This is a genomic window from Frondihabitans sp. 4ASC-45, from assembly GCF_049472575.1.
In the GTDB taxonomy this organism is placed as follows: domain Bacteria; phylum Actinomycetota; class Actinomycetes; order Actinomycetales; family Microbacteriaceae; genus Frondihabitans.
Genome location: NZ_JBCEBN010000001.1, coordinates 713,551 through 738,769, shown reverse-complemented (window position 1 = coordinate 738,769; position 25,219 = coordinate 713,551). Strand labels below are relative to the sequence as shown.

Here is a 25,219-nt window from a genome sequence, read left to right as displayed (position 1 = left end):
GGATCACTTCGAGCTGGGCCTCGATCGTCGCGACGATCTCGTCGACGGTGACGGACGCGTCCGCTGCCGACGCCATTCGATGCGCAGGCCGCGGCCGTGGCCCGGGGGCCCAGCCTCGCGCCGGGGGTGGATGTCCAACGAAGAAAGCTTGAGTTCTCCGAGACGGTCCTCATACGGCCTGGCGGTACGAGGGTGCAGGCGATGCCGTTCATGAACTCTCGAGGGAAAAGAGGTCGACCTGTCTCTCGAGGTCAGCGGACGCGAGTCCACGTACCGGCGAGTTGCAGAAAGTTGCCTCCGACGACCGAGCTGGCCATGCAGGTGCCGTTGTCGTAATCCTCGATGTGGGTGACGTGGTCGCCGGCGTCGGGTTCGGTCCAGCGGACGACGTACAGTCCGTCACGGACCTTGGTTGTGGTGTACGGCATCGTCTCGGTGCGGCCGGCGATGGCTCCGCCGGTGACGTGGAACGTGACCTGGGTCTCGGTATCGAAAGTGATCTCCACCGTGAAGTGGCCGAGGGGTGTGTCCGGTCCGAGGTCAGCGAGCCAGGTTTGACCGACGGCGGGGTGGGTGGCGGTGAGGTCCATGCGTATGTCCTTTACAAAGTTGTGGTGATGGGCGGCGCGATTAGAAAGTGAGGATGAGGCGGCCGCGGAAGCCGCCGTCCTCGAGGCGCTGGTGCGCTGCGGCCGCATCGTCGGCCGGGAACGTGCCGGCGACGGTCGTAGTCAGCTGGTCAGCCTCGACTTTGCGGGCTAGGGACTCGATAGCGTCGTGGCGGAGGTTGGAACGCATGACGTAAGACCCGAAGACGCGGATATTGCGTCCGGGGTCGACATCGGTGGGGAGGTAGAAGGCGATCTGTCCGCCGTCGCGGACGGCGCCGACGACACGGCCGGTCAGGATGGCGGGGTCGGCCAAAGCGTCCGCGCCCGTTCCGTTCGTGGCGTCGAGGACTCCCTGGACGAAGTCGCTGTCTCGGTCGAGGACTGTCGTAGCCCCAAGAGCCCGGACCCGGTCGGCTTCGTCGGCTCGAGCGTCAGCGATAACGGTGATGCCGCGTCGAGAGGCGAGCTCGACCAGGTAGCCGCCGACGGCTCCTGCGGCGCCGGTCACCGCGAGGGTCTGCCCGGGTTCGAGATCGAGGTGCTCCAGCGTCATCTCTGCGGTCAGAGCGTTGGAAAGGAACGCGGCACCTTCCGGGTAGCTGCCGTTAGCGGGCATGCGGGTCACTGACAAGGTGGGGAGCACGATTTGTTCGGAGTAGCCGCCGTGGCTTCCCTCAGGGACAACGAACCCGGTGACCGCATCGCCGATGCTGAGGTCGAAGCCGGTCGGCTGGTCGGAACCGATTTCGTCGATGACACCGGCGATGTCTGTTCCGGGGACGACGGGCTCGGTGACGGTCTGATCGTTGCCGGCGAACCCGCCGGAGCGGATGATCGCATCGACAGGATTGACCGCGGCCGCATGGACCCGGACTCGGACTTCACCCGGCCCCGCGTGCTGTTCGGGGATGTTCAAGGGGCGGAGGACGGTTGCAGCTCCGAACTCGCTGAGACCAATGACCTTCATGATGTTTCCTCTTTCGTCGTGGTGGGACTCTCACGACTCTGCCATCGGCGCTCTGATTGCTGGAGGGCAGGAATTTCTGCCCCCTTCCGGTGGAAGGATGGGGTTGTGGTGGCTGATGTGCGAAGTCGGGAACTGGGGGATTTCCTCCGGGCCCGGCGAGCGGAACTTGACCCGGCAGACTTCGGCGTTGCGGCGCCGGGCGGCAGCCGCCGTGTCCCTGGGCTTCGCCGTAAGGAAGTCGCCGATGCCGCGGCGATCAGCGTCGAGTACTACGCCCGCATCGAGCAGGGACGGATGGCGGTCTCCGCGCCAGTGCTCGCTGACCTGGCCCGGGTGATGAGCCTGAACGAAGAGCATCGGGCGTACGTGTTTGAACTCGCGGGAAAAGTCGAGGCATTGCCGCTGCACCCTCGCCGACAGCAGGTTCAGGCCCCGCTGCAGCGTGCGCTGGACGATTTGGCGACAACGCCGGCGTTCGTGCTCGGACGCCGGACGGACATCATCGGGTGGAACCGCCTCGGAGCCGCACTCATCACTGATTTTGCGGCCATTCCGGAGGATGAGCGATCATTCATCCGGCTGCTCTTTTCCGACCCTGCAATGCGAAAACTGTATGCCGATTGGCCAGGGGTGGTCGAACTGGCGATAGCGCAGCTTCGCCGCGACAGTGCCAGGTACCCCGATGACCCAGAGCTCGCACAGCTTGTCCGGCAACTGTCGGACGAGTTCCCCGAGTTCGCCACGAAGTGGGGTGCCCACGAGGTCGCGGGCCGCGGCACAGGCACCAAAGTCCTTCATCACCCGCTCGTCGGCGAACTGTCTTTGGACTGGGAAATCCTGGCGTCGGCCATGGACCCGGATCAGCAGACCGTCCTCTGGACCGCCGACCCCGAAAGCAGCAGTGCGGAACGCTTGCGGCAGCTCGCCGCCCTCACCCGAGCCAGCTGACCCGACTTAATCGCGGTGTGACCGCGGGACTCGATTCTGGGACGAGGAGCTGCTGCGGCAGTAGGCACGGACGGAGCAAAGCATCATGTCCGGCAACCGTCGCCCCGACTGGGCGGAGAGGTGTCTCGATAGAACACCCCACCCGGGCGTGGGCCGCCGTAGCGTGATGGTCATGAATAACAGGGACGACGTTCGAGATTTCCTGATTTCTCGCCGCGCCCGCGTCACCCCGGAACAGGTCGGCCTGCCAGGAGGCAGCAACCGGCGAGTCCCCGGCCTGCGCCGCAATGAAGTAGCCCTCCTTGCCGGTGTCAGCGTGGAGTACTACTCCCGGGTGGAACGCGGCAACCTCGCTGGCGTCAGCGACAGCGTCCTCGACTCCATCGCCGATGCCCTCCGGCTCGACGGCGCCGAACGGGCGCATCTGATGGATCTCTCCAAGGCAGCCAACGAATCCCCGGTCCGCGCCCTCCGCACCAACGCGAAGGTGCCGAAAAGTGTCCGCCCGGGGCTGCAGCTGGCTCTCGACGCAATCACGACCAGCCCCGCCTTCGTCCGGAACGGCCGAATGGACGTCATCGCCGAGAACGCCCTTTTCCGGGCACTGTACTCGGATATGTACGAACTCCCCGAGCGGCCGGTGAACCTGGCCAAGTACGCATTCCTGCACCGCGACAAATCCGAACTCTTCTACCCGAATTGGCCCATGTCGGCCGACATCAACGTCGCCATCCTCCGCACCGAAGCCGGCCGCAATCCTCGCGACAAAGGACTGCAAGACCTCATCGGTGAACTCTCCACCCTCAGCGACGAATTCCGGGTCCGATGGGGCGCCCACAACGTCCGGCACCACGCCAACGGTGACAAATACTTCCGCCACCCCGTCGTCGGCGACCTCCACCTCGTCTACGAAGCGATGGAGCTGATGGCAGAACCGGGGCTGAACTTCCTCATCTACACCGCAGCGGCGGGCAGTCGCACTGAAGAATCCCTGCGCCTCCTGGCCAGCTGGAGCGCTACCCGCCTCGAGAAGACGGACGCCCTACCGAACCCGGCCTCGCCGAAGAACGTCTAAACGAAAAGGACTGCCATGCATCTCATGCAGAAAAAACCCACGGTCAAAAATCCGCCCGAGCAATTCACCGGCGACGTGTACCTCGATGCCATCGCCAGCCCCCAGGACGACACCCAGCGTATGGTCGTCGCCAAGGTACGCTTCCTCCCCGGCGCCAGGACGGCCTGGCACTCCCACGCCCACGGACAGACCCTCCACATCACCGAGGGAGTGGGTCTCATCGGAACCCGCGACGGCGTCGTGCTCGAAGTGAGGCCCGGAGACACGATCTACACCCCGCCGGGAGAGGAACACTGGCACGGTGCCACCCCGGAGGACTTCATGGAGCACCTCGCCATGCTCGACAATGCTGCAGACCCGGCGTCCACCACGACGTGGCTCGAGCATGTCGGCGACGCCGACTACCACCGCCCCTGATCGCACCCCGCCCGCGAATGCTGAAAGGGCTTCTCCATGAACAAACGACTGACCCTCCTATTCGCCATCGCGGGAGGGGCCGCGGTCGGCAACCTCTATTGGTCGCAACCGCTGCTCGATTTCATCGCCCAGAATTTGAAGACCGACACCGCATCTGCCGGTCTCCTCGTCACGGCGACCCAGGTGGGATACGCCGTTGGCGTCTTACTCTTCGTACCGCTCGGCGATGTGCTGAACCGCAGGATCCTCGTCCCCGCCGCTCTGCTGTGCGTGACTGTCGCCCTTGTCGCGAGCGCCCTCGCCCCGACCTTCGCCGTGCTGCTCATTACCCTCGCCCTCGTGGGGCTCACGACCGTCGCAGGGCAGATCCTGGTGCCCCTTGCTGGCGACCTTGCCAGCGACCAGGACCGGGGAAGAGTCGTGGGAACCGTCGTATCCGGCATCCTCATCGGCATCCTGGTGTCCCGAACAGTGTCGGGGCTTATAGCCGGTGCCGCAGGCTGGAGGGCTATCTACTTCACCGCAGCAGGGCTGTCGCTTCTGTTAGCTGTGCTGCTGTACTTCGCAATCCCGCACTTGGAACCACGCACCACCATGAAATACCCGGCGCTGATCGGGTCCGTCTTCGCCATCGTCAAGCGGGAAAGGGCCGTGCAGTGGAGCCTCATTCTTGGCGGCACGTCGTTCGGAGTGTTCACCCTGTTCTGGACGGCGCTGACATTCCTGCTCAGCGCCCCTCCGTTTAATTTCACGGTCACCCAGATCGGCCTCTTCGGACTCGTCGGCCTCGCCGGCGCAGTGACCGCGCAACGCGCGGGCCGCCTGAGTGATCGGGGTCTCGCGATGCCAACCATCGGCATCGCCTGGGTCGGCGTGATCGTAGCGTTCGTCATCGCGGGCCTCGGAGCGTCATCGGTGATCGCCGTCATCGTCGCGATCCTCGTCCTCGATATCGCCATCCAGGGACACAACATCACAGTCCAGTCCCGGATGTTCCTCGTCGACCCAGCAGCCCGCAGTCGCATCAACACAGCGTTCGTGACCAACAACTTCATCTGCGGAGCACTTGGCTCAGGCCTCGCCACACTCCTTTGGTCTACCGGCGGCTGGAGTGCCGTCGCTATCGGCGGCGCGACGCTCGCCGGTTTCGCCTTCACCGTTTGGCTCCTTGGCCGCCGTGGCGGCCTCCTCCTCCCCACCGAACGCACCTCCACCGCCCACCCGGCGAAAGCGTGAAAGGACAACACCATGGACTACACCCGACTCGGAACCTCCGGCCTTAAAGTCAGCCGGATCGCGCTGGGCTGCATGAGCTTCGGCGACACCTCCACTGGCTTCAATGGCTGGTCCCTTGGCAAGGAGGACGCCGCCCCGATCTTCCGGCAAGCGGTCGAACTCGGCGTCACCTTCTGGGACACCGCCAACGTCTACAGCAACGGCACCTCCGAAACCATCGTCGGAGACGCTATCCGCGAATACAGCCGCCGTGAAGACATCGTCCTGGCCAGCAAAGTGTTCTTCCCCATGCACGACGGCCCCGGCGGCTCCGGAATTTCCCGCAAAGCGATCATGGAACAGATCGACGGATCGCTGACACGACTCGGCACCGACTACCTCGACCTGTACCAGATCCACCGCTTCGACCCCGAGACCCCGATAGAAGAAACGTTGGAAGCCCTCCACGACGTCGTCAAAGCGGGCAAGGTGCGTTATCTCGGTGCCTCGTCGATGAACGCGTGGGAGTTCTCCAAGATGCAGTACACCGCCACCGTGAACGGCTGGACCCGCTTCGTGTCCATGCAGGACATGTACTCCCTCGTGCAGCGCGAGGAGGAACGGGAGATGTTCTCCCTTCTCGCTGACCAGGGTGTCGGCAGCATCCCCTGGTCGCCCCTTGCAAAAGGGCGCCTGGCACGGCCGTGGGGCGATCAGAGCACCACCCGCGGCTCGAACGACCCCACCGCTGACCGGTTCTGGGGCGACACCGGAGAACGAGACAAACCCATCATCGATGCTGTCGCCCGCGTCGCCGCCCGCCACGGCGTGCCGATGGCGCAAATTGCTCTCGCCTGGGTGCTTGCAAACCCCGTCGTCGCAGCCCCCATTGTCGGCTCGAGCAAGCCACACCACCTCGACGATGCAGTCGCAGCCCTAGCCGTCGAGCTGACCGATACGGACATCGCCGACCTGACCGAGCACTACACACCCCGAGCCCCGCAGGGGTACCGCGTCCACGAGGGCGACACCGCAGGCTGACCCCACGCGACGCTCGTCACTCGAGAAAAGGAATGACTATGGCCAGCTGGCCCACCGACCGCATCACCGCCATGGCCCACAGCGACGACCTGCACATCTCCCCATTCCGCGCCGACGGCACCACCAGGCCGCTTGGCGCCCTCAGGCCGGTGCGGGTTGGCAGCGTGGGCACCACCATGTTCGGCGTTGTTGCGGATCGTTCGGGACTTCGGCCGTGGCGACGACGGGTGTGCCACATCGCAGGCAGGGGCGGCCGGCCCGGCCAACGACGTAGTGTCGTTCGCCTCGGCGCCGGTTTCCGGTGGTCGTTTGAAACATGCCCGGGATCGTGACGGATGCGGTTAGGCCTCTCGCGGCTCGGTCGACCAACCGTCGAGTGTCGACGTCGCCAGTGGGGGTCCACGGATAGAGGCCTTGCAGATAGCAAATCTCGTTGGCCCACATGTTTCCCAACCCCGCAATGACTTGCTGGTCGAGAAGCGCGTGGATCACTGGCTGCTGGGGTCGGGCGTTCAACCGTGCTTCGGCGTCGTCGGGGTCCCAGTCGGAACGGAGGGGGTCGGGCCCGAGGTGTCCAACGAGAGTGTCTTCAGCCCCGGTGGGGACGAGGTCGACGACGGGCAGCCGTATGCCCCAGACGGTGGTGCCGGTATCGACGACAAGTCGGATTCGCACGTCGGGCAGGATCCGGCGGGGGAGGGTTCTGCCTTTCACGCTGACGGTCCAGGAGCCTTGCATGCGCAGGTGGGTGTGCAAGGTGTGGCCGTTGTCGAACCGGGTCAGGAGGTGCTTGCCATGGGTGTCGTGCTCGAGGATCCGCCACCCCGTGACTTCAGCGCCGGCAGCGTTTCCGGAGCGAATCTCTCCGTCGGTAAGCGTGTGCCCGTCAAGTGCCGGGCGGAGGCGGGCTGCCAGCTGGTAGACGCTGTCGCCCTCAGGCACACCCACCCCCGGCCGCAAGCACGGGTTTCACCACGCAAGCACCTCGACGATTAGTCGTCGCTGCTGCTGCTGGTGGAGGTCGTCTCTTCGTGCGTCTCAGTTGTTGTGGTTTTCTCGGTGGTTTCGCCGTCGTCCGAGGTGTGGGTGGAGGTCGTGGTCTCTTTGTTGTCGCTCATCGTTGCACCGTACCCCCGCCCACAAAAGGGAGTCACTCGGAGGGTGCACGCTCCCATCTCCCATGGTGTTGGCACCCGCCGGTTGTTGAGACCTGGTCTTACGGACAAGAACCCCTAGGTGTGGTTCCGGAGCGAGGATCAAGGTCGACGGCACCGGGTGTGCGGTCGTACGCTGCGGCCCCACGCCACCGCAGAACGGTCTACGCTCCGGAGGTAGAGGAGAGCTCCTGCTGACCACGACCCTGAGCGTGGTTCCCAACCACCATTTCGGTGCGGCGATGCGGAGCAATGGCGCAGTGCGAGGGTGTCACCCGCACACCTCTCCCGGCCCAGACCCCGTCGGACGACGACTAGGCCGTGCACGAAAGCAGCTCCCCACCCATGGGTTACATCGTTTACGACGGGGAAATCCTCGAGTTCAAAGTCGAAGACCGTCTCCTCGCCCACCTGCAAATAGTCATCGTGAACAAATTCCGCAAAAACGAGTCCTTGATGTTCTCCTGGCGGGAACCTGCTGAGACGGGTGACGGCCGCGCGACCGTCTGGCTGTCCCCGAACATCGGGTTGCGGTTCAAATTCGCGGGTGGCCGGATGCCCGAGATCAATCCCACCTGGCTTGCTGCCCTTTACGAGGCAGCCGACTCCGGCCGGGGTCTCTACGCCGTTGACGAACCCCCGCGCGACAGCAGCACGGAACTCCCCGGAACCACCGGTCACGCGGTCGATTGGGCCCACGACCGCGTTCCCGCCGAGAAACCGCGTGCAGCCCGGCCGTTGGCCGGGGAGAACCGTCAGGAGTGAACGCTGGAGGCGGATTCCAGGCGCCAAAGGGCCGCTGGAGATCGGATCACAGAAGGTTCGGTGTATGAACGGCCGACTCCCCATGCCCTCTACTCCCCGGTGGAAGCATCTCCGGGACGCGGGTTATTTGGGGTGAACAGGGTGGCGGCGGCACCGGTGAGGACGTCTGCGACGGGCTTTTCTCGGACGCTGGCGAGGGCTCCGGACAGTCCAGCGGTAAGCGTGCCGGCCGCGATCGAAATGGCTTCGACCACTTCCTCCTGGCGTGGTGTGAGGGGCTCGTCGACGAGTTCGTCGACGGTGTCGAGGAGGTTCTCTCGGGCGGCGTCGATAACGACCGGGTCATCGTCATGGAGTGCCGTGGCCTCCGCGATGACCACAAGACCCGCCTGAGTGAGGTCGGAGTTCGGGTCGGGTTGTGCCGGAGGCGAGCCAGTCATGCGGTGCACGGTACACGGGCGGCGGTTGTAGCGCTGATGCAGGTACAGCCGACAGGACAATTCTGCCGGCTCGGGCAGAAGGCGCGGACCGGGGGACAGGGCATCTCAGTGAGTCGTCTGCTGGCGAGGGTAGCGTCGCGTTTCCGTTGCGTGCCCGCCAGGGCGGTGGGGACCCGACCCGCACCGCTGTCGTGGGCGAGGAGCTGTCATGTCCCGAACCAAGGCTGTTGTCCATTCCCTGCTGGTTGCGCCATCTCGTGGTGCTCGTTTCGTGGAGTTCCTCTTCCGTCGGCGCGACGCAGATGGGGATATCTACCCGGAGGACCCGGCGGAGGGGGTGGTGGCTGGTGCTGATCCGGACCGCATCGTATTTCTGGGGGAGCGTGGTGAGTTGTCATTGGGCGTTCGGACTCACGAGTTGTCGTTGCCGGCGTTCTTTGCTCGGCACCGATCGCACATAACGCGCAGAGGAGTGAGCTGGTCGATTTCTGTTTTGCCGACGTCGAGGATCCAAGACGCACCCGCCGTGGTGGCAAGAATGTCGGAGCGCCTGCAGGGGGTTGACGCCGTCGTTGTCCTGGTAGGAATTACGGATGCCCTTCGAGTGACAAGCCCTATCGTCTGGGATCAGAATCTTCGAGAGACGCTGAACGCACTCATGCGGGCACTGCCCTGTGGCGCGCAGGTCATCGTTGGCGAGATCCCGCCATTGGATAACGCTGGGAGCCTTTCTCGACCGGCACGGGTCGCCGCGGGATTGCAGGGTCGCCTCCTGAACATGCGCACACGACTCGTCGCCCGGGACTACCCGGCTGTTGTGGTTGCAGGGTTCCCGGATGAGTTGACGACGTCCGTGTGGCGCCCGGAGTCGGAGGAGAACCGGTACCGGAACACGTACAAAGTGTGGGGCGAAGACCTCACCGGGCACTTGTCAGCTGATCCACCGGTACCGCGCAGCCTCTCCTGACCAATTCGTGCCGCGCAATGAAGTCCGGCCGGCGTAAGGAGTGCGCTGCGCGAAACAGCACACCCTGGTGGTGAAGTCTGGCCGGGTCAAGCCCGGTCGCGTGATCGGCATGCGAGCGTACGGTCGTTGTATGACTACTTCAGGAAACAGCGCCACGCCCGACGGCTCTTCGCACCCGACGGAGGAGCAGAAGAAGCACACCGAAAATCTCGCCGACGGGTCACCGTCCGGCGACGCCACAAAAGACCCTGGTAAAGACAGCGACACGACGTCGGGCGGTGAGCCCGAATGAGCGACCCGAGGCCCACCTCCGTTCCCGAGCCGGACGAGGTCGACCCGGAGACGGGGACAGACCCGGACGGCGCACCGATCGACAACCCCTCCGGTCTCACCCTCCAACTCAACGGAGCGTTCGCGCTGTGAGGTCTTTCGGCGCGGTAGGGATCGCCATCGCAGCGGGCCTGCTGCTTTCCGCGTGTGCCCCCAGCGCCCAGAACCTCGACCCGGCGGGCGATCAGAACGATGCCGAGGATTCCCGCACCAACCCGGCCCAGGCGAACAAAAACGCCTGCGACCTCGCCTCCGACAGCACGCTGGCGGCCCTGACCGACCTTTCCAGTTCCGGTCCGGCACGGGTGGGCTGGGTCGCCGAAGGGGACGGTGGCTGGTACGTCTCGGCGCCTCTGGGTGAAGACGGAACCCTGTCAGACGTCGTCGGGCTGTGGGCGGCCGACAAGGATCCGGCGGACAAGTCGTTCGACTCGACCTTGTACGCCGTGAATGGCGATGCACAGTCGAACTCCACCGCCGCGAAAGCCGCTGCGACTACCTTCACCGCCGAATCATCGGCGGCTAAGAAAGCCATCACCTGCGCTACCGAAACGGACGACTGATCGTTCTCCGTTCGTGAGATGACAGAACCCCGTCACGCACTGCCAGCGTGACGGGGTTCTGTGTTGTAGAGGCGCTCTAGGAGTTCTTGACCTCGTCAGCCGAACCCTGCGCGCTGTCCTTCACATCGGAGGCCGCGCCCTGGGCCTCGTCCTTGACCGTTCCGGCAGCGCTCTGGGCCGTGTCTTTGAGCGACGCGGCGGCGTCCTGGGCCGGTCCCTTGAGATTCTGCGCGACGTCCTGCGCGGCGCTCTTCGCCTCGTCGACCAAGGGAGCAGCTTTCTCCTTGACCTGTCCGGCGAGCTGCTGCTCTTTGTCGCTTGCGGGGATCAGAGACGAGAGCAGCCAGCCGGCGCCGAAGGCGACGAGCCCGACGGCGAGAGGGTTGCCCTTGACCTTGTCGGCGGCCTGCTGCCCAGCCTGCTTGGCCGTGTCGGTCGCGTTCGTGGCCGCGGATCCTGCGGTGTCATGTTTGTCGTGCACGGCGCCCATGACCGACTCCTTCGCGTTCGTGAAGCGGCTTTTGACCTTCTCGGCCTGACGGTGGGCGATCTGGCTGGGGTCGACCTTGTCGGCGAGCGCGTCGACGTCGTAGCCCAGCCCCGCACGAGTCGCGTCGATCTCGGCGCGAATCTGGTCGGGCGTCTTCTTGTCGTTGGTGCTGTCTGCGATGCTCATGCGTGGCCTCCCGGCTTCACGGTCTCGGGGATCTTCTTGAGGGAGTCGACCGTCTTCGGTGCTCCGTTGATTTCTTTGAGCTCCTTCTTGCCGCGAAGGAACAGGATCAACGCGACGATGGCGTAGATCACGGCGATGACGACAGCCGAGAGGGCGTTGTTCAGCACGAAGCCGAGACCCCACCAGGCCGCGATCGACAGGAACAGCAGTGCGAAGAAGGCGGTCAGCCCGGCGCCGCCGAACATGCCCGCGCCCTTGCCCGCTTTCTTCGCGGACTCGGTCAGTTCGGCCTTTGCCAGCTCGACTTCCTGACGGAACAGCGTCGAGATGTCTTTCGACACACCGGTGAGGAGGTCGCCGAGCGATGTGGTCGCAGCCTTCTCTTCCGGGGTGATCGACGGGTCGGTCATCGCTGGTCACCCGAGTACGGGCGCAGGTGCGCGGTGTCGGCTCCGTCGACGATGTCGTCGAACGACGGGGTCGGTGCAACGTGGGCGGTACCGGCCTCGACGGGTGTCACGCCGAACGACTCGGCACTGCGGCTGTATCCGGGAGCCGGTTCGCCGGTGACGGGAGCGTGAGCGGCGTCGGAGGACGCGGTGCTCGCCGGGGACTGGTGACCCGTGCTCGAGGAGTCGTCGCTCTTGGCCTCGGCGGCCAGCGACTTCGCGAGACGACCGGCAAGGATCCCGGCCCCCGCCGCGATCGCGATGAATGCGCCGGGCTTTCGGGCCGCGTACTGCTTCACCTCGTCGAGGAGTGAGCCGGGATCGCGGCCGTCGAGCCACGATGCAGCCGATCCGGCGCGGCCGGAGAGGTTGCGGACGAGCTCGGACGCGATGCCGTTGCCGTCGGACTTGTCGGCCATCGACGAGAGCTCGCCTGAAACGGACCGAAGTCCTTCGGCGACTTTCTGCGACTGCGTTCCGGCCTGCTCCTTCAACTGCGAGGTGGCCTGACCGTAGAGGTCTTTGGCCTGGCTCTTGACTTCGGATGCCACCTCGCCGGCCTGCTCCTTCGCGGTTCCGGCCACGTTCGACGCGGCGTCCTTGGCATCGCCAGCGACCTGGCCCGCCTGCTCCTTCGCGGCACCGGCCTTGGCCTTTGCAGCGTCAGTCGACGACGAGGATTCGCTGTCGTCAGACGCCTGAGCCTCTGTGGTGACCGGCTGCGAATACCCACCCTGGTCGTAGAGGGGCGTCGAGGAAACGGGTTCGTTCTCGGGAAGATAAGTGGACACGAGGGCCCTTTCGTCGATTCCACCCGCGCGGACACGCCAAGTGGTGAAGTCTTCACACTCGTCGCGCGCGGCTCGGACAGACCAATGTCGAAGGGGGGTTGATTTCTCCCGCAGTTTTCGGGTTAGCTCTCTGGTTCGCCTGATTCAGATTGGGGCGCGCTTGTTCCGCCGCCGGTGATCGGACGGGGCAGTTTCGCCCGGAGGAGCCGGCCTGCTCGCTGTTCGAGGAGCTTCGCAACGAGCAGCTCCCCGTCGACCGGACCAAATCGGTCAGAGGCCTCCCTGTGAAGCGTCGCCACCATCCCGGTGACACCAGCGGGTGTTTCGGTCGCTGCGGCGAGGTCTGTGACGGTGTCGAGTTCTTCCACGATCCGGTCGATACCGAACGATTCCATGTAGTCGCCGCGAAGGAGCGCGTCGAGGTGATGGGTCATGAAGTGGCTGCCTCCGGCACTTGTCTCGAGCGCGCTGCGAAGGGTCTCAAGGTCAAGGCCGAGGGCTTGTCCGAGAAGGAGGACTTCCGTGACGGCGGTGACCTGCCCGAACCAGAGCGTGTTCGCCATGAGTTTGGTGACGTATCCGGAAGCAATATCCCCGCCTGTGTCCACGCGGTTGCTCGGATCGCCGAGCGCCTCGAGGACGGGCGCTGCGCGCGCTAAAGCGTCTTCGGATCCTCCGATGTAGAAGCGAAGGGTGCCAGCTGCCGCGTCGGCCGGGCCCCCTGCCATGGGCGCACCCAGGCTCAACGCGCCTACCGCCGTGACGGCAGCAGCGACTTCGGTCGCGACTCTCGGGTCGTTGCTGGTGAGATCGATCCAGCAAGCGCCCGCCTCCAGGCCAGTGACCGCCTGGCCGGGACCAAGCATGGCGCGGCGAAGTTCGGGCGGACCTGGCAGCACGGTCACCAAGATGTCGGACCGGGACGCCACCTCGTACTCGCCTGCTACGGCGACTGCGCCGTGCGACTCCGCCAACCGGACTCGGTTCGTGTCGGGGTCGAAGACGCACACGGGATATCCCGCAGCCACGAATCGAAGAGCCACGGGAAGGCCCATTCGGCCCAGTCCGAGGACACCGATGCTGTCCATCGAACCTCCCGCTCAGGACCTTTTCGCGTCTAGGTCAGGTCTCAGACCTTGGCGTCGGGATCGGGCACCTGTCAACCCCGGGCACGTGGAGAGGCAAGTGCCTAGAGTCCCGATTAGCCGTCGTGGAACTAGACGCCCTTCGACGGGATTTCCGGAGTCGAGCGAATGGAGAACGCACATGAAAATCAGTTACGACACCGAAACCGATTCGATCTCGGCCACCGGCCTGAGCGCCGAGCAGAACGCAGAGCTTCAACGGGAGCTCTCGTCTGCGTTGTACCGAAACGAGCCCGTGCAAACCGTAGCGACAACGATCATGGCCGCAGCGCGCCGGTTCGCCTCGAATCCGTGACACCTCTCACCGGTTGCGTAGTTGCCGGTCGGTAGCATCGTCGACGTCTCCGCAAAACCACCGGTCCAGCACTTCCACGAAGTCCGGGTCGTCAGGGGCGGCGCGCAGGAACAAAGTCATCGACGACTTCAGTTTCTGCGCATCGACACTCCCAAGAACAGCATCTGCTGACTGCCCTGGGGCTGCTGCGATGGCCCGGGCGCTTTCTCTTAATCGTGGTCCGAGCACGGGGTGGTCAAGGAACGCTCGTGCTTCCTCGAGCGAGCTGATTGCGAACTGCTGCGCGGTCGCGCTTCGTCCGAGGCCTGCCACCTGGGGGAAGACGAACCACATCCAGTGAGACGACTTCCGACCGCGCCCGATCTCACGAAGGGCGGTCGTGTACGTCTGACGGTCGTCTTGAGCCGAGACAAATCGAGCCAGATCGAATGGGTCTGCTTTCGGAGCGTCCTCTGTGCGTCCCTCAGTGTCCATGGCGCCATTTCATCACTCGTGACCAGGCCGCGGTGCGCTTTCGAACTCGATGCGCCTCATAGGTAGAGAAATCAACCGCTTGGTTGATAACCGCATAGAAACTTGATAACTTCACTGTGCCCCGAACGGGGGCGGTCGTCGTCCTCTCGCGATCGGGCTTGTTCTGCCGCTGCCACCCGAAGACGCAGCAGCGGGAGCCCCTACCGGCCACGGCCGCGGTGTCGCACCTTCCCCAGGCGACATTTACACCTCCCGAAAGGCCTCTTTCTTGGCTCACGAAAACAAGCGGAGGTCGCTGCTGGCGGCCACCGCGACAACCTGCGCGCTGGTGCTCGTCGGCACCTTCGGCGGCGCTTCCGCCGTGCAGGCCGCTCCCTCCCACGCCCCCGCTCATGCCGCACAGGGCCGCGCGGCCAACGCCGCGAAGGCCGAGAAGGCCATTCGCAACGGGTCCGGCCGCATCACCGAGGTGGCTCCCGTCGACGGCACCTGGATGAACCGCAAGCTGCCCGCCGACAAGCGGGCAGACCTCCTCATGGCCAAGATGACCCTCGAGGAGAAGGTCTCCCGACTGCACGGCGAGTTCAGCGGAGAGACGGCGTTCTACATCGCCCCTCTCGCCCGGCTCGGCATCCCCGCACTGCTTCTGACGGACGCAGGATCGGGCGTCCGCGTCACGAACGCGGCGACGAACGACGGCAAGGCGACCGCTCTTCCCGCCCCGATCGCCCTCGGTGCGACCTGGGACACCGCCATGGCATCGGCGTACGGCGACGTGCTCGGCAAGGAGGTACGGGCAACCGGCCAGAACGGACTCCTGGGGCCGACCGGCGACCTCGTCCGGGATCCTCGCTGGGGCCGTCAGTTCGAGGCGCTCGGTGAAGACCCCGCCCTCGCCTCCGCGCTCATCGGACCGGAGATCAAGGCGGTGCAGTCTCACGACGTGGTCGCGACCATCAAGCATCCCGCCGTCTACAACGAAGAGACCAGTCGACTCAATGACGGAAACGTCACCGTCAGCGAGCGAGCGCTTCGCGAGACGTATCTGGCACCCATCGAGGCGTCGATCAAGGCCGGCGTCGGCTCGGCCATGTGCTCCTTCAACAAGGTCAACACCGTCTACGCCTGCGAGAGCGCCGAGGTCTTCGACATCCTCAAAAAGAGCTACGGCTTCAAGGGGTTCATTCGGACGGACTACGGCGCAGCTCACAGCACCGTCGCCGCCGCGAACTCCGGCCTCGATGTCGAGTTCCCTGCCGCCGGCTACTTCGGTCAGCCTCTCATCGACGCCGTGAACAACGGCCAGGTGTCTCGCGCCACGGTCGATGACAAGGTCCACCGTGTCCTCCGGACGATGTTCGCGATGGGATCCTTCGACCGACCCGTCGGCACCAGCCCTCTGACCGTGAGCGCAGACCGCGCCGCGGCGAGGCAGATCGCCGAGAAGTCCGCGGTTCTCCTGAAGAACAGCGCCGTGAAGGGCACCGCATCGCGCTCTGCCGTCCTGCCCCTCAACCCGGCCAAGACGAAGTCGGTCGCAGTGATCGGTGCTGACGCCGACGCCCTCGCCACCGGCGGCGGCAGCTCGGTCGTGAAGCCGACCGCCTCGGTGACTCCGCTCGCCGGAATCAAGAAGCGTCTAGGATCCTCGGCGGTCGTCTCGTTCACGCCGGGTACCGATCCGGTTGGCCCGGCTCACTCCTTGAGTGGCGCCGCGGTTCCGTCGTCTGTGATGGCCCCCGCGTCCGACCCGACGGCCTCCGGGCTCAAGGCGGAATACTGGTTCGGCCGAGACACCTCGGGAACCCCCAACGTGACTCGCACCGACAAGCAGGTCGCGCTCAGTGCCGGCTTCCTCGCGATTCCCGGGCTCTACGGATCCTCTGTGCCCGCCGTTCCGGGTTACAACTTCGGCGGCCCGCTGTCGGCGCGCTGGACGGGGACCATCACGGCTCCTGCCGACGGTGCCTACACCCTGTCGCTGACCGGCTTCGGCAGCTCGAGCCTGTTCCTCGACGGAAAGCAGATCATCGACGGGTCCGATCCTCACGCGGTTCGCACCGACACGGGCGCAACCCTGCGCCTGGCCAAGGGCGAGGCGCACGAGCTGCGCGTCGAATACACCAATGACGCCACCGACCCCGACCAGGAGAGCTCGGCCGACCTCGTCATGACCTGGACTCACCCGTCACAGGTCGTCGTTCCCGCGGTTGCAAAGGCTGTCGCCGCTGCGAAGGCAGCCTCCGTCGCGGTCGTCTTCGCCCGCGACTACGTCGGCGAGGGTCGCGACAAGAAGACCCTGACCCTGGCGAACGAGCAAGACGCGCTCATCGCGGCCGTCACGAAGGCGAACCCCCGCACCGTCGTCGTCCTGACGACAAGCGGCTCCGTCAACATGCCGTGGCTCGCGTCGGTACCGTCCGTCCTCGAGGCTTGGTACGGCGGACAAGAGCAGGGCACCGCGATCGCTCGCGTCCTCTTCGGAGACGTCAACCCGTCGGGCAAGCTGCCGGTCACGTTCGCCAAGAACGACGCGGCGACTCCGACTTCGGCACCGGCCTCGTTCCCCGGACTCGACAGGACGGCTACGGTCGACGGAGTCAACATCGGCTACCAGGCGTACCGCGCTGCCAAGATCGCCCCGCAGTTCGCATTCGGTACCGGTCTGAGCTACACGAAGTTCGGCTACAGCAAGTTCGCGGTCGCGACCTCGAAGAAGACTGTCACCCGAGGCGCACCTGCATCGGTCACTGCGAAGGTTCGAGTGACGAACTCCGGCACCCGCACGGGCACCGAGACCGCGCAGGTGTATGTCGGCACGCTGCCGTCGAAGACGGTCGCGACGTCACCGCAGAAGCTGGCGGGCTTCGCAAAGGTCACCCTGCGTCCTGGTCAGTCCAAGACGATCACGGTCAAGCTCAATGCACGAGCGTTCGCGTACTGGAACTCCGCGAAGGACGTCTGGGCAACTCCCACGGGAAAGACCGCCGTTAGTGTTGGCTCGTCTTCCGCTGATATCCGCCAGCAGGCGGTGGCGGTCCTCCGCTAGAACGATGGCACGACGCCCGCTGGGCTGAGAACGGTCACCTCCTACACTCAGGGGGTGACCGTTTCTCGTCCCAACGCTGCCGTGCATCGAAGTGGTCCACCGACCAACCGGCGTGGGGCCCATACTCGCGCGCACATCATCGCCACGGCGGGCGACCTCTTCGGCTCTCAGGGGTTCTTCGGCACCAGCATCCGCGAGATCGCCGCCGGCGCGGGTGTCAACCATGCCACCCTGCTCCATCATTTCGAGTCGAAAGAGGTGCTCCTCGAGGCCGTTCTGGAGGAACGGGAGCAACAGGTCTACCGCCTCGTCGACGCGTCCGTTCCTCGTCGTGACTTTCGGGAGTTCTATCGCAGGCTCACCCTGCACAACGAGTCGGTGCCCGGCCTCATAGCGCTCTTCGCTCGCACTTCTGTGGATGCGACCAACGTCAGTCACCCCCTGCACGAGCAGTTCCGGGCCCGGTACGAACGGATCGTCCTCAACATGACGACGGAGTTCCAAGCCCTGCAAGAACTTGGGCTCCTCCTTCCTGGCGTGAAACCGGACGAGGCGGCCCGGACACTCATCGCGGCCCAGGACGGCGCACAGATTCAGTGGCTGTACGACCCGGAAGGTGTCGACATCAACGACATTATTCAGGGGCTGCTCGACACGCTTCTCACGAGCCCACCGACAGCGACGGGCGCAGCCTCGTGACATGAAAACCACCATGTGGGCCGTCTGTGGGCAATCCCCCCATCGCAATATGAAGCGAAGTGCTGGCCAGTCGACGCGTGGACATGCCGCTCGAGGCAAGTGCATAGACGAGAGGATTCTGGTCGGGGGAACAGATCCCTACCCAAGGGGCTGTTCCGCCCGAACAGACGCAACCGCAACCAAATGGCGGTCCCGCTTCCCCGAAGACCCGAATGCTTCAGGGGGTACATCGAAGATACGCCACACCAGCAGCGTAAATAGTAGAAACCAGCGTTTTATCAGGGTTTTTGCCAATACTTGCACACGACTCGGCAGCGACGTATAAGAGCCGTAGGGTACAAAACGGGGTACGAAAACTGCGCCCCGCAGAAGTCCCGACCCTCTACTCCCCGGCGAGGAGTGTCGCATCGTCCAGCCCCAAGGCTCCAGGCCAGCCCAGGGACCAGGGTCCAGGGAGGAGCTTGGACGAGATCGCTTGTCGGATGGAAACTAGCGCAAGCCATCTGCACCCGGGCGGTCGGCGGGCACCGCCCGGGGAAGAGAGAATGGTCGACGTGAATATCGTCGACTGGCTGGGAGACTCCCGCGCGGTGCTGCCCTTCGGCATCGCCCTCGCTGTCGCCGTCGTCGCGGCGTTCCTGGAGTCGGGGGTGGGGCTCCTCCTGTTCGTTCCGGCCGGGCCGATAGTGATCGTTGCGGCGAGCGGCACGGCGACCGTCCCTGGGATCCTCGGGCTGGTCGTCGCTGTTGCCGTCGCCCGGGTCGTCGGCGACGTCGTCGGCTTCCGGTTCGGGCGCACCCGTGGTGCCGCCGGTGCCCGCGACTCCGCGGTCGTCGCCCGCCTCGGCGCGCAGCACTGGGATGTCGCCGTCTCGTCGCTGAAACGCCACGGCCCGCTCGCCGTGCAGCTCTCGCGGCTCGTGCCTGTGCCGCGGGCGCTCGCTCCTGCGGTCGCCGGCGCGTCGGGCATCGCGCCGGCGCGGTTCGTCCGGGCGAGCGTCGTGGCCTCGGTCGCCTGGTCGCTCCTCTACGTCGGCGTGGGAGTGCTCGCACGCGCGTCGTTCCCGATCGTGCGGCCGTACCTAAGCGTCGGCGCATGGTTCGTCATGGCCGTGCTCATCGCTGTCGGCATCGTGTACCTGGTGCTGCGAACGGTGGTCGTGCGGCTTACCGCCGGCGACATCCGCCGTGTGCTCGGCGACTCGTCGTTCGCCGGGGCGAGCCCGAACACCGAGGGCGGATCGAGTCTGCTGCAGCGGCTGTTCCACGAGGACAATTGGCGCACACTGCCCAATGTGATCTCGGCCGTGCGGATCCTCTTGTTGCCGCTCTTCGGGGTGCTGCTCGTCGCCCACCAGTTCTGGGCCGCGATCATCACTCTGCTCGTCGTGTTCCTCACCGACTTCGTCGACGGGTTCATCGCGCGCCGCTTCAACCAGATGTCGAATCTCGGCGCCTGGCTCGACCCGGTGGCCGACCGCCTGACCGTCGTCTTCGTGGTCGCCGCGTTCGCCGCGTCGAACATCGTGCCGTGGCAGCTGGTGCTGATCCTGCTCATTCCCGACCTGCTGTCGGGGGCGTGGGCCGTCGTCGCGTTCGGCGGAGCGCCCGACGTTCGTGTGTCGAAAGTCGGAAAGGTGCGAACGGCGCTGCTGTTCACCGGGCTGTTTCTGCTGCTGTTCGGCGAGGCCGTGAGCGGGGCGCACGACGTGCTCGTCGGGGTCGGGTTCGCGTCGTTCGTGCTCGGAGTCGTCGGGCACTATCTGGCCATGGCGCGGAACGCCCGCGGCCTGGTGACGCTGTGGCAGCGGGAGCCCGAAACGCGGGCGTAGCGTTGTGGGCATGACACGTCTCACCACGCCCTTCGGGGCAAAGACCACGGCCGCCGAGATCCTCGACGGCAGCATCACCGACCGAGTTGACCTCACCGGCAAGCGCGCCGTCGTCACCGGCGGCGCCTCGGGCATCGGGCTCGAGACGGCTCGCGCGCTCGCGGGAGCCGGCGCCGACGTGACGCTCGCCGTCCGCAACGAGAGCGCAGGATCCGACGCGGTCGCCGACATTCGCAGCACCACCGGCTCCGACAGGGTTCACGCCGCCTACCTCGACCTGCAGAAGCGCGACACCCTGCGCGCCTTCGCCGACGCCTACGACGCTCCGCTCGACATCCTCGTGAACAACGCCGGCATCATGGCGACGCCCCTGACTCGCACGCCGGAGGGCTGGGAGCTGCAGTTCGCCAACAACCACCTGGGGCACTTCGCGCTGGCCCTCGCGCTGCACGACTCGCTCGCCGCGGCCTCGGACGGCGCCCGCATCGTGTCGCTGTCGTCGACCGGACACCACTACTCCGACGTCGTGTTCGACGACCTCGCCTTCGAGGCGCGCGAGTACGACCCGTGGCTCGGCTACGGGCAGTCGAAAACGGCGAACGTGCTGTTCGCGGTCGGTGCCGGCAGCCGATGGGCCGACGACGGGATCACGGCCAACGCCGTGCACCCGGGTGGCATCATGACGAACCTGCAGCGGCACATGGATCCTGCCGAATTCACCCGTCGGGGCTGGATCGACGCCGACGGCAAGCCCAACCCGGCGTTCAAGTCGACCGAGCAGGGCGCATCGACGTCGGTGCTGGTCGCCGCGTCGCCGCTCGTCGCGGGAGTCAGCGGCCGCTATTTCGAAGACGCCAATGAGGCGGTGCCGTTCGACGAGGCGAAGCCCGGCGTCGGAGTGAAGTCGTATGCACTCGACTCGGCCTCGGCGGACCGCCTGTGGGAGGTCTCGCTCGGCCTGGTGGGCTGACCGGGAGGGGCCGAGCGCAGGCCGGCTTTATGACGCGTTTCGGCCTTATCGACCCGGCTCGCCGCGTCGGATTGGCCGATCTGCGTCACTTCGCCCCATGAAACGGCGAAAGGCGCCGCCACCTCGAGAGGTGACGGCGCCCTTCGGCGAGCGGTGCGAACTACGCGCGGCTGCCCTTGCGGCCGGTGATCGCGCCCCAGATGACGAGCACGATGAGCGAGCCGACGATGGCGATGATCCAGCTCTGAATCGAGAAGAATCCGTTGTAGTCGACGTGGAAGATGAGGCCGCCGAGCCATCCGCCGAGGAGGGCGCCAATCACGCCGAGCACGAGGGTGGCGATCCAGCCGCCGCCCTGACGGCCGGGAAGGATCGCCTTGGCGATGGCGCCGCAGATGAGGCCGAGAAGAATGAATGCGAGGAAGCTCACGATGGTGCTCTCTTTCTAAGTGGGGTTGCTGTCACCGGTAGGTGAGGAATTACGCGAAGCGCTTTTTGGCTTTCTTCGCGGCGATCTTGCGGCCCTTGGCGACGTCTTTCTTCGCCTGCTTGCGGGCCTTCTTGACCTTGGGGTCGTTCCAGACGCCGGTGAAGGCGCTGGTGATCTCTTTGTAACGAGACGTACCGGCTTTTGCGCCCAGCAGGTAGGCAAAGAAAGCGATGATGATGATTACTACGAATTTCGGTCGCATTATGTGTCCTCCCAGATGGACTGACGAAGCCGGAGGGCCTCGTGCACTCGAGATTGCCCGAATACTGAGGAAACGCTAGTCCACAGCGCATTTGCAGGTTCTCAGGTGTCAGTTTTTCGGGGTACAAGCTCGGTCCGGGTCGAGCGCGGCGTCACGCCCCCGCCCACTGTTCGAAACACTCCCGCAACAGCGGGCCCCTAGGTTCGAGACATGGGAGACCTCTTCGACGGTTACGCCGGTGTCGCACGCCGAGACACCCGCCGCCGCTCATCACCGGCATGGGACGAGATGTTCCAGGGGGCCGGGCATCCGCGCAGTATGTACCGCGAGATCCATGCCGCTCTCGAGAGCATGACGAAGGACGAACTCCGTGGCCGGACAGCCGCCCTCGCCGACTCGTACCTCGCCCAGGGCGTGACCTTCGACTTCGCCGGCGAGGAGCGGCCGTTCCCGCTCGACGCGGTTCCGCGCGTGATCGAGCAGGCCGAGTGGCTCACCGTCGAGCGCGGTATCAAGCAGCGGGTGCGGGCGCTCGAGGCGTTCCTCGCCGACGTCTACGGAGCCCAGCGGTGCGTTGCCGACGGCGTGATCCCGGCGTCGCTCATCACCTCGTCGAGTCACTTCCACCGTCAGGCCGCGGGCATCGACCCGGCGAACGGCGTGAGGATCCAGGTCTCGGGCATCGATCTCATCCGCGACGAGGCGGGTGCGTGGCGCGTACTCGAAGACAACGTGCGGGTGCCGAGCGGTGTCAGCTACGTCATCTCGAACCGTCGGGTGATGGCCCAGACGCTTCCCGAGCTCTTCGTCTCCATGCGGGTCCGCCCGGTGGGCGACTACCCGAACCGACTGCTGCATGCGCTGCGGAAGAGCGCACCGACGGGAGTCGAGGATCCTACCGTCGTCGTTCTCACCCCCGGAGTCTTCAATTCGGCGTACTACGAGCACACCCTTCTCGCTCGCCTGATGGGGGTCGAACTCGTCGAGGGCCGCGACCTCTACTGCTCCGGCGGACGTGTCTGGATGCGGACGACCGCGGGGCCGCAACGCGTCGATGTGATCTACCGCCGCGTCGACGACGAATTCCTCGACCCGCTGCAGTTCCGCGCCGACTCGGTGCTGGGTTCGCCCGGCCTGCTCATGGCGGCGCGCCTCGGCACCGTCACCATCGCCAACGCGGTGGGCAACGGGGTCGCCGACGACAAGCTCGTCTACACGTACCTGCCCGACCTGATCCGTTACTACCTCGGCGAAGACGCGATCCTGCCGAATGTCGACACCTGGCGGCTCGAAGACCCGGGCGCCCTCGAAGAGGTGCTCGACCGCCTTGACGAGCTCGTGGTCAAGCCGGTCGACGGCTCGGGCGGAAAGGGGCTCGTCGTCGGGCCCGCCGCGTCGAAGGCCGAACTCGACGACCTGCGCGGTCGCCTGCTCAAAGACCCTCGCGGGTGGATCGCGCAGCCGGTGGTGCAGCTGTCGACGATTCCCACGCTCGTCGACGAGGGGCTCCGCCCGCGGCACGCCGACCTCCGCCCGTTCGCGGTCAACGACGGCGACGACATCTGGGTGCTCCCCGGCGGTCTCACCCGTGTCGCGCTGCCGGAGGGGCAGCTCGTCGTCAACTCCAGCCAGGGTGGCGGCTCGAAAGACACCTGGGTGGTCGGCCTCGACGCGGGCACCTGGACCAGCGGTCACAACGTCGGCGAGCTCGTCAGCGAGCAGGCTACGCAGACCTCGTCGATCCCGATCGTCGCCGCCGAGCACGTTCCCGACCAGTCGCCTGCCGACGACCCGAAACGCGACCAGCAGTCGCAGCAGCAGCAGGAACACCAACAACAGCAACGTCAGCTGTCTGACACGGAAGAGACATCATGCTGAGCCGCATCGCCGAGAGCCTGTTCTGGATCGGAAGGTACATCGAGCGGGCAGACGGGACCGCCCGGATCCTCGACGTCCATCTGCAGTTGCTGCTCGAAGACCCGTGGATCGAAGAGGACGCCGCGTGCCGGTCGCTCCTCTCGGTGATGGGATCGGAGGCTCCCGACGACACAGCGCTCACTCGAGCCGATGTGCTGACGATGCTCGCGGTCGACCGGCACAACCCGGCCTCGATCGCGTTCTCGCTCGGCGCCGCTCGCGAGAACGCCCGGCGTGCCCGCGAGATCGTCTCGACGGAGCTGTGGGAGTGCCTCAACACGACCCGGGCCCGGATGCCGCGCAAGGTGTCGAGCGAGAAGGTCAGCGACTTCTTCGCCTGGGTGCGCGAACGGTCGGCACTCGCCGTCGGCATCATCGAGTCGGCGACGAGCCGCGACGAGGTCTGGCAGTTCTTCACGCTGGGGCGCTCGATCGAGCGTGCCGACATGACCGCCCGCCTGCTGGCCACGCGCACCCTGACCGAGGCGTCGGGCCCGTCGTGGACGACGATCCTCCGCTCGGTCGGCGCCTACGAGGCGTACCTCCGCACCTACCGCGGGGTGCCGAGCGCGCGCAACGCCGCCGAGTTCCTGCTGCTCGACCGCCTCTTCCCACGGTCGGTGCTGTTCGCCATCTCGCGTGCCGAGAACTGCCTGCGCGAGGTCGAGCCCGGCACCGCGCGCACCTCGTCGTCAGATACCGGGGTCAGGATCCTGGGACAGATGCGGTCCGAGCTCGAATACAAGCCGATCGCCGAGATCCTCGACGATCTGCCGAAGCACATGGACGCTGTCCAGGCCGCCACCTCCGCCGCGTCGGAGGCGATCCGCCAGCGCTACTTCCCGACCTCCGCCGCTCCGACCTGGGTGGGGGAGCGCTCGTGAGCCGGCTTCGGATCCGCCACGTCACCGGGTTCCAATACCTGGGCGAGGCGAAGGCCAGCTACAACGAGGCCCGCATGCTGCCGGCGTCGACCGAGACGCAGTTCGTGCTCTCGTCGCACTTGCGCATCGAGCCGAACTCGGGCGCGCACGAGTACCTCGACTACTGGGGCACGCGTGTCTCGTCGTTCGAGGTGCTGCAGCCGCACACCGAGCTCTCGCTCTCGGCGACCTCGCTCATCGAGGTGCGTGGCACGCCGCACCTGCCGCACGACCTGTCGTGGGCCGACCTCGTGACGGCGGCCGCGCGATCGGCCGAGTTCGTCGAGCAGCTCGAGCAGACGCCCCTCACCGTGCCGCCGGCCGAGGTGGCGGCCCTCGCCGCCGAAGCCGTCGCGGCGACGAACGCCCCCTGTGACGCCGCCCTCCGCATCTGCGAGGAGATCGGTGATCGAGTGTCGTATCTGCGGGGCGTTACGAACGTGAAGTCGACCGCGGCCGAGGCCTGGGAGGCGAAGGCCGGGGTCTGCCAAGACATCGCGCACATAACGCTGGGTGCATTGCGGTCGGCGGGGATCCCGGCGCGGTACGTCTCGGGCTACCTGCACCCCAAGCCCACCGCGGAGCTCCGCGAGACTGTGACCGGCGAATCGCACGCATGGGTGGAGTACTTCTGCGGATCCTGGTCCGGGTACGACCCGACAAACCTCATCGACATCGGAGAGCGCCACGTCGTCGTCGGGCACGGACGCGACTACAACGACGTGCCGCCGTTGCGCGGTGTCTACGGCGGCTCGGGTGCGTCGAAACTCTTCGTGACGGTCGAGATCACCCGCGAGGCGTAGGGGCGCCGGGA

29 protein-coding genes are annotated in these 25,219 nt (G+C 65.9%); 17 read left to right on the top strand and 12 right to left on the bottom strand.

The genetic code is table 11. The features are described from left to right. Positions 1 to 251: 251 nt before the first annotated feature. Positions 252 to 590 (bottom strand): MoaF-related domain-containing protein, encoded by a 339-nt coding sequence (locus VH571_RS03465; RefSeq protein ID WP_423263334.1) that lies wholly within the window; start codon positions 588 to 590, stop codon positions 252 to 254. A gap of 40 nt (positions 591 to 630) precedes the next feature. After that, positions 631 to 1,578, bottom strand: a complete 948-nt coding sequence (locus tag VH571_RS03460; protein ID WP_423263333.1) for a quinone oxidoreductase family protein — start codon at positions 1,576 to 1,578, stop codon at positions 631 to 633. 105 nt (positions 1,579 to 1,683) lie between these two features. Between VH571_RS03460 and VH571_RS03455 the strand changes: the two genes are divergently transcribed. The 5 genes from VH571_RS03455 to VH571_RS03435 all read left to right on the top strand — a co-directional run bounded on the left by VH571_RS03455 (position 1,684) and on the right by VH571_RS03435 (position 6,274). Beyond that, entirely contained in the window at positions 1,684 to 2,526 is an 843-nt protein-coding gene (locus VH571_RS03455) for a helix-turn-helix domain-containing protein (RefSeq protein ID WP_423263332.1), read from the top strand. Positions 2,527 to 2,698: 172 nt separating this feature from the next. Next, positions 2,699 to 3,601: a helix-turn-helix transcriptional regulator gene (locus VH571_RS03450; protein ID WP_423263331.1), complete on the top strand. Its 903-nt coding sequence runs from the start codon at positions 2,699 to 2,701 to the stop codon at positions 3,599 to 3,601. Between the two features lie 15 nt (positions 3,602 to 3,616). Then, positions 3,617 to 4,018 carry a (R)-mandelonitrile lyase gene (locus tag VH571_RS03445; RefSeq protein ID WP_423263330.1) on the top strand — a complete coding sequence of 134 codons (402 nt, stop codon included), beginning with the start codon at positions 3,617 to 3,619 and terminating at the stop codon, positions 4,016 to 4,018. A gap of 36 nt (positions 4,019 to 4,054) precedes the next feature. Further along, on the top strand, positions 4,055 to 5,254 hold the full coding sequence (locus VH571_RS03440) for an MFS transporter (protein WP_423263329.1): 1,200 nt from the start codon (positions 4,055 to 4,057) through the stop codon (positions 5,252 to 5,254). Between the two features lie 12 nt (positions 5,255 to 5,266). Then, positions 5,267 to 6,274: an aldo/keto reductase gene (locus VH571_RS03435; RefSeq protein WP_423263328.1), complete on the top strand. Its 1,008-nt coding sequence runs from the start codon at positions 5,267 to 5,269 to the stop codon at positions 6,272 to 6,274. A gap of 141 nt (positions 6,275 to 6,415) precedes the next feature. Here the strand turns inward: VH571_RS03435 and VH571_RS03430 are convergent, their stop codons facing one another. After that, positions 6,416 to 7,216, bottom strand: a complete 801-nt coding sequence (locus tag VH571_RS03430) for an Fpg/Nei family DNA glycosylase (RefSeq protein WP_423263327.1) — start codon at positions 7,214 to 7,216, stop codon at positions 6,416 to 6,418. Positions 7,217 to 7,266: 50 nt separating this feature from the next. Continuing rightward, on the bottom strand, positions 7,267 to 7,392 hold the full coding sequence (locus VH571_RS03425) for a hypothetical protein (protein WP_423263326.1): 126 nt from the start codon (positions 7,390 to 7,392) through the stop codon (positions 7,267 to 7,269). Positions 7,393 to 7,773: 381 nt separating this feature from the next. Between VH571_RS03425 and VH571_RS03420 the strand changes: the two genes are divergently transcribed. After that, on the top strand, positions 7,774 to 8,193 hold the full coding sequence (locus VH571_RS03420) for an ATP-dependent DNA ligase (RefSeq protein ID WP_423263325.1): 420 nt from the start codon (positions 7,774 to 7,776) through the stop codon (positions 8,191 to 8,193). An 89-nt stretch (positions 8,194 to 8,282) separates the two neighbouring features. On the opposite strand, the gene VH571_RS03415 is transcribed toward VH571_RS03420, so the two are convergent. Next, the gene (locus VH571_RS03415; protein ID WP_123940875.1) at positions 8,283 to 8,633 is read right to left on the bottom strand and encodes a hypothetical protein; all 351 of its coding nucleotides are present in this window, start codon (positions 8,631 to 8,633) and stop codon (positions 8,283 to 8,285) included. Between the two features lie 208 nt (positions 8,634 to 8,841). Here VH571_RS03415 and VH571_RS03410 point away from each other — a divergent pair, with 208 nt between their 5' ends. The 4 genes from VH571_RS03410 to VH571_RS03395 all read left to right on the top strand — a co-directional run bounded on the left by VH571_RS03410 (position 8,842) and on the right by VH571_RS03395 (position 10,493). Further along, positions 8,842 to 9,600 carry a hypothetical protein gene (locus VH571_RS03410; protein WP_423263324.1) on the top strand — a complete coding sequence of 253 codons (759 nt, stop codon included), beginning with the start codon at positions 8,842 to 8,844 and terminating at the stop codon, positions 9,598 to 9,600. A 130-nt stretch (positions 9,601 to 9,730) separates the two neighbouring features. Then, positions 9,731 to 9,892 (top strand): hypothetical protein, encoded by a 162-nt coding sequence (locus VH571_RS03405; RefSeq protein ID WP_423263323.1) that lies wholly within the window; start codon positions 9,731 to 9,733, stop codon positions 9,890 to 9,892. After that, positions 9,889 to 10,023 (top strand): hypothetical protein, encoded by a 135-nt coding sequence (locus VH571_RS03400; protein ID WP_423263321.1) that lies wholly within the window; start codon positions 9,889 to 9,891, stop codon positions 10,021 to 10,023. The genes VH571_RS03405 and VH571_RS03400 overlap by 4 nt, the downstream gene beginning before the upstream one ends. Then, positions 10,020 to 10,493 carry a hypothetical protein gene (locus VH571_RS03395; RefSeq protein ID WP_423263320.1) on the top strand — a complete coding sequence of 158 codons (474 nt, stop codon included), beginning with the start codon at positions 10,020 to 10,022 and terminating at the stop codon, positions 10,491 to 10,493. The genes VH571_RS03400 and VH571_RS03395 overlap by 4 nt, the downstream gene beginning before the upstream one ends. A 76-nt stretch (positions 10,494 to 10,569) precedes the next feature. Here the strand turns inward: VH571_RS03395 and VH571_RS03390 are convergent, their stop codons facing one another. From VH571_RS03390 to VH571_RS03370, 5 genes are all read right to left on the bottom strand, one after another. Further along, on the bottom strand, positions 10,570 to 11,169 hold the full coding sequence (locus VH571_RS03390; RefSeq protein WP_423263319.1) for a DUF3618 domain-containing protein: 600 nt from the start codon (positions 11,167 to 11,169) through the stop codon (positions 10,570 to 10,572). Beyond that, the gene (locus VH571_RS03385; protein WP_123940883.1) at positions 11,166 to 11,579 is read right to left on the bottom strand and encodes a phage holin family protein; all 414 of its coding nucleotides are present in this window, start codon (positions 11,577 to 11,579) and stop codon (positions 11,166 to 11,168) included. Before VH571_RS03385 ends, VH571_RS03390 begins: the two co-directional genes overlap by 4 nt. Beyond that, a complete protein-coding gene (locus VH571_RS03380; protein ID WP_423263317.1) occupies positions 11,576 to 12,409 on the bottom strand; it encodes a hypothetical protein in 834 nt (277 codons plus the stop codon). The genes VH571_RS03385 and VH571_RS03380 overlap by 4 nt, the downstream gene beginning before the upstream one ends. A 122-nt stretch (positions 12,410 to 12,531) precedes the next feature. Continuing rightward, on the bottom strand, positions 12,532 to 13,497 hold the full coding sequence (locus tag VH571_RS03375) for an NAD(P)-dependent oxidoreductase (protein ID WP_423263316.1): 966 nt from the start codon (positions 13,495 to 13,497) through the stop codon (positions 12,532 to 12,534). Positions 13,498 to 13,855: 358 nt separating this feature from the next. Continuing rightward, positions 13,856 to 14,323: a DUF1810 domain-containing protein gene (locus VH571_RS03370; RefSeq protein ID WP_423263315.1), complete on the bottom strand. Its 468-nt coding sequence runs from the start codon at positions 14,321 to 14,323 to the stop codon at positions 13,856 to 13,858. Positions 14,324 to 14,591: 268 nt separating this feature from the next. On the opposite strand from VH571_RS03370, the gene VH571_RS03365 reads away from it, so the two are divergent. The 4 genes from VH571_RS03365 to VH571_RS03350 all read left to right on the top strand — a co-directional run bounded on the left by VH571_RS03365 (position 14,592) and on the right by VH571_RS03350 (position 20,873). After that, complete coding sequence (locus VH571_RS03365; RefSeq protein WP_423263314.1) at positions 14,592 to 17,372, top strand: glycoside hydrolase family 3 protein; 2,781 nt, start codon at positions 14,592 to 14,594, stop codon at positions 17,370 to 17,372. 54 nt (positions 17,373 to 17,426) lie between these two features. Beyond that, on the top strand, positions 17,427 to 18,071 hold the full coding sequence (locus VH571_RS03360; RefSeq protein ID WP_423263312.1) for a TetR/AcrR family transcriptional regulator: 645 nt from the start codon (positions 17,427 to 17,429) through the stop codon (positions 18,069 to 18,071). A gap of 545 nt (positions 18,072 to 18,616) precedes the next feature. Continuing rightward, a complete protein-coding gene (locus VH571_RS03355; protein WP_423263311.1) occupies positions 18,617 to 19,903 on the top strand; it encodes a CDP-alcohol phosphatidyltransferase family protein in 1,287 nt (428 codons plus the stop codon). Between the two features lie 10 nt (positions 19,904 to 19,913). Beyond that, a complete protein-coding gene (locus tag VH571_RS03350; RefSeq protein WP_423263310.1) occupies positions 19,914 to 20,873 on the top strand; it encodes an SDR family NAD(P)-dependent oxidoreductase in 960 nt (319 codons plus the stop codon). A gap of 160 nt (positions 20,874 to 21,033) precedes the next feature. Here VH571_RS03350 and VH571_RS03345 read toward each other — a convergent pair whose 3' ends face one another. Next, positions 21,034 to 21,303 (bottom strand): GlsB/YeaQ/YmgE family stress response membrane protein, encoded by a 270-nt coding sequence (locus VH571_RS03345; RefSeq protein ID WP_423263309.1) that lies wholly within the window; start codon positions 21,301 to 21,303, stop codon positions 21,034 to 21,036. A 49-nt stretch (positions 21,304 to 21,352) separates the two neighbouring features. Further along, positions 21,353 to 21,565: a hypothetical protein gene (locus VH571_RS03340; RefSeq protein ID WP_055960935.1), complete on the bottom strand. Its 213-nt coding sequence runs from the start codon at positions 21,563 to 21,565 to the stop codon at positions 21,353 to 21,355. 210 nt (positions 21,566 to 21,775) lie between these two features. Between VH571_RS03340 and VH571_RS03335 the strand changes: the two genes are divergently transcribed. The 3 genes from VH571_RS03335 to VH571_RS03325 are packed head-to-tail and all read left to right on the top strand — an operon-like array spanning position 21,776 to position 25,208. Further along, positions 21,776 to 23,443 carry a circularly permuted type 2 ATP-grasp protein gene (locus VH571_RS03335; protein WP_423263308.1) on the top strand — a complete coding sequence of 556 codons (1,668 nt, stop codon included), beginning with the start codon at positions 21,776 to 21,778 and terminating at the stop codon, positions 23,441 to 23,443. Beyond that, a complete protein-coding gene (locus tag VH571_RS03330; protein ID WP_123940911.1) occupies positions 23,437 to 24,366 on the top strand; it encodes an alpha-E domain-containing protein in 930 nt (309 codons plus the stop codon). The genes VH571_RS03335 and VH571_RS03330 overlap by 7 nt, the downstream gene beginning before the upstream one ends. Next, positions 24,363 to 25,208, top strand: a complete 846-nt coding sequence (locus VH571_RS03325; protein ID WP_423263306.1) for a transglutaminase family protein — start codon at positions 24,363 to 24,365, stop codon at positions 25,206 to 25,208. The genes VH571_RS03330 and VH571_RS03325 overlap by 4 nt, the downstream gene beginning before the upstream one ends. Positions 25,209 to 25,219: the final 11 nt, after the last annotated feature.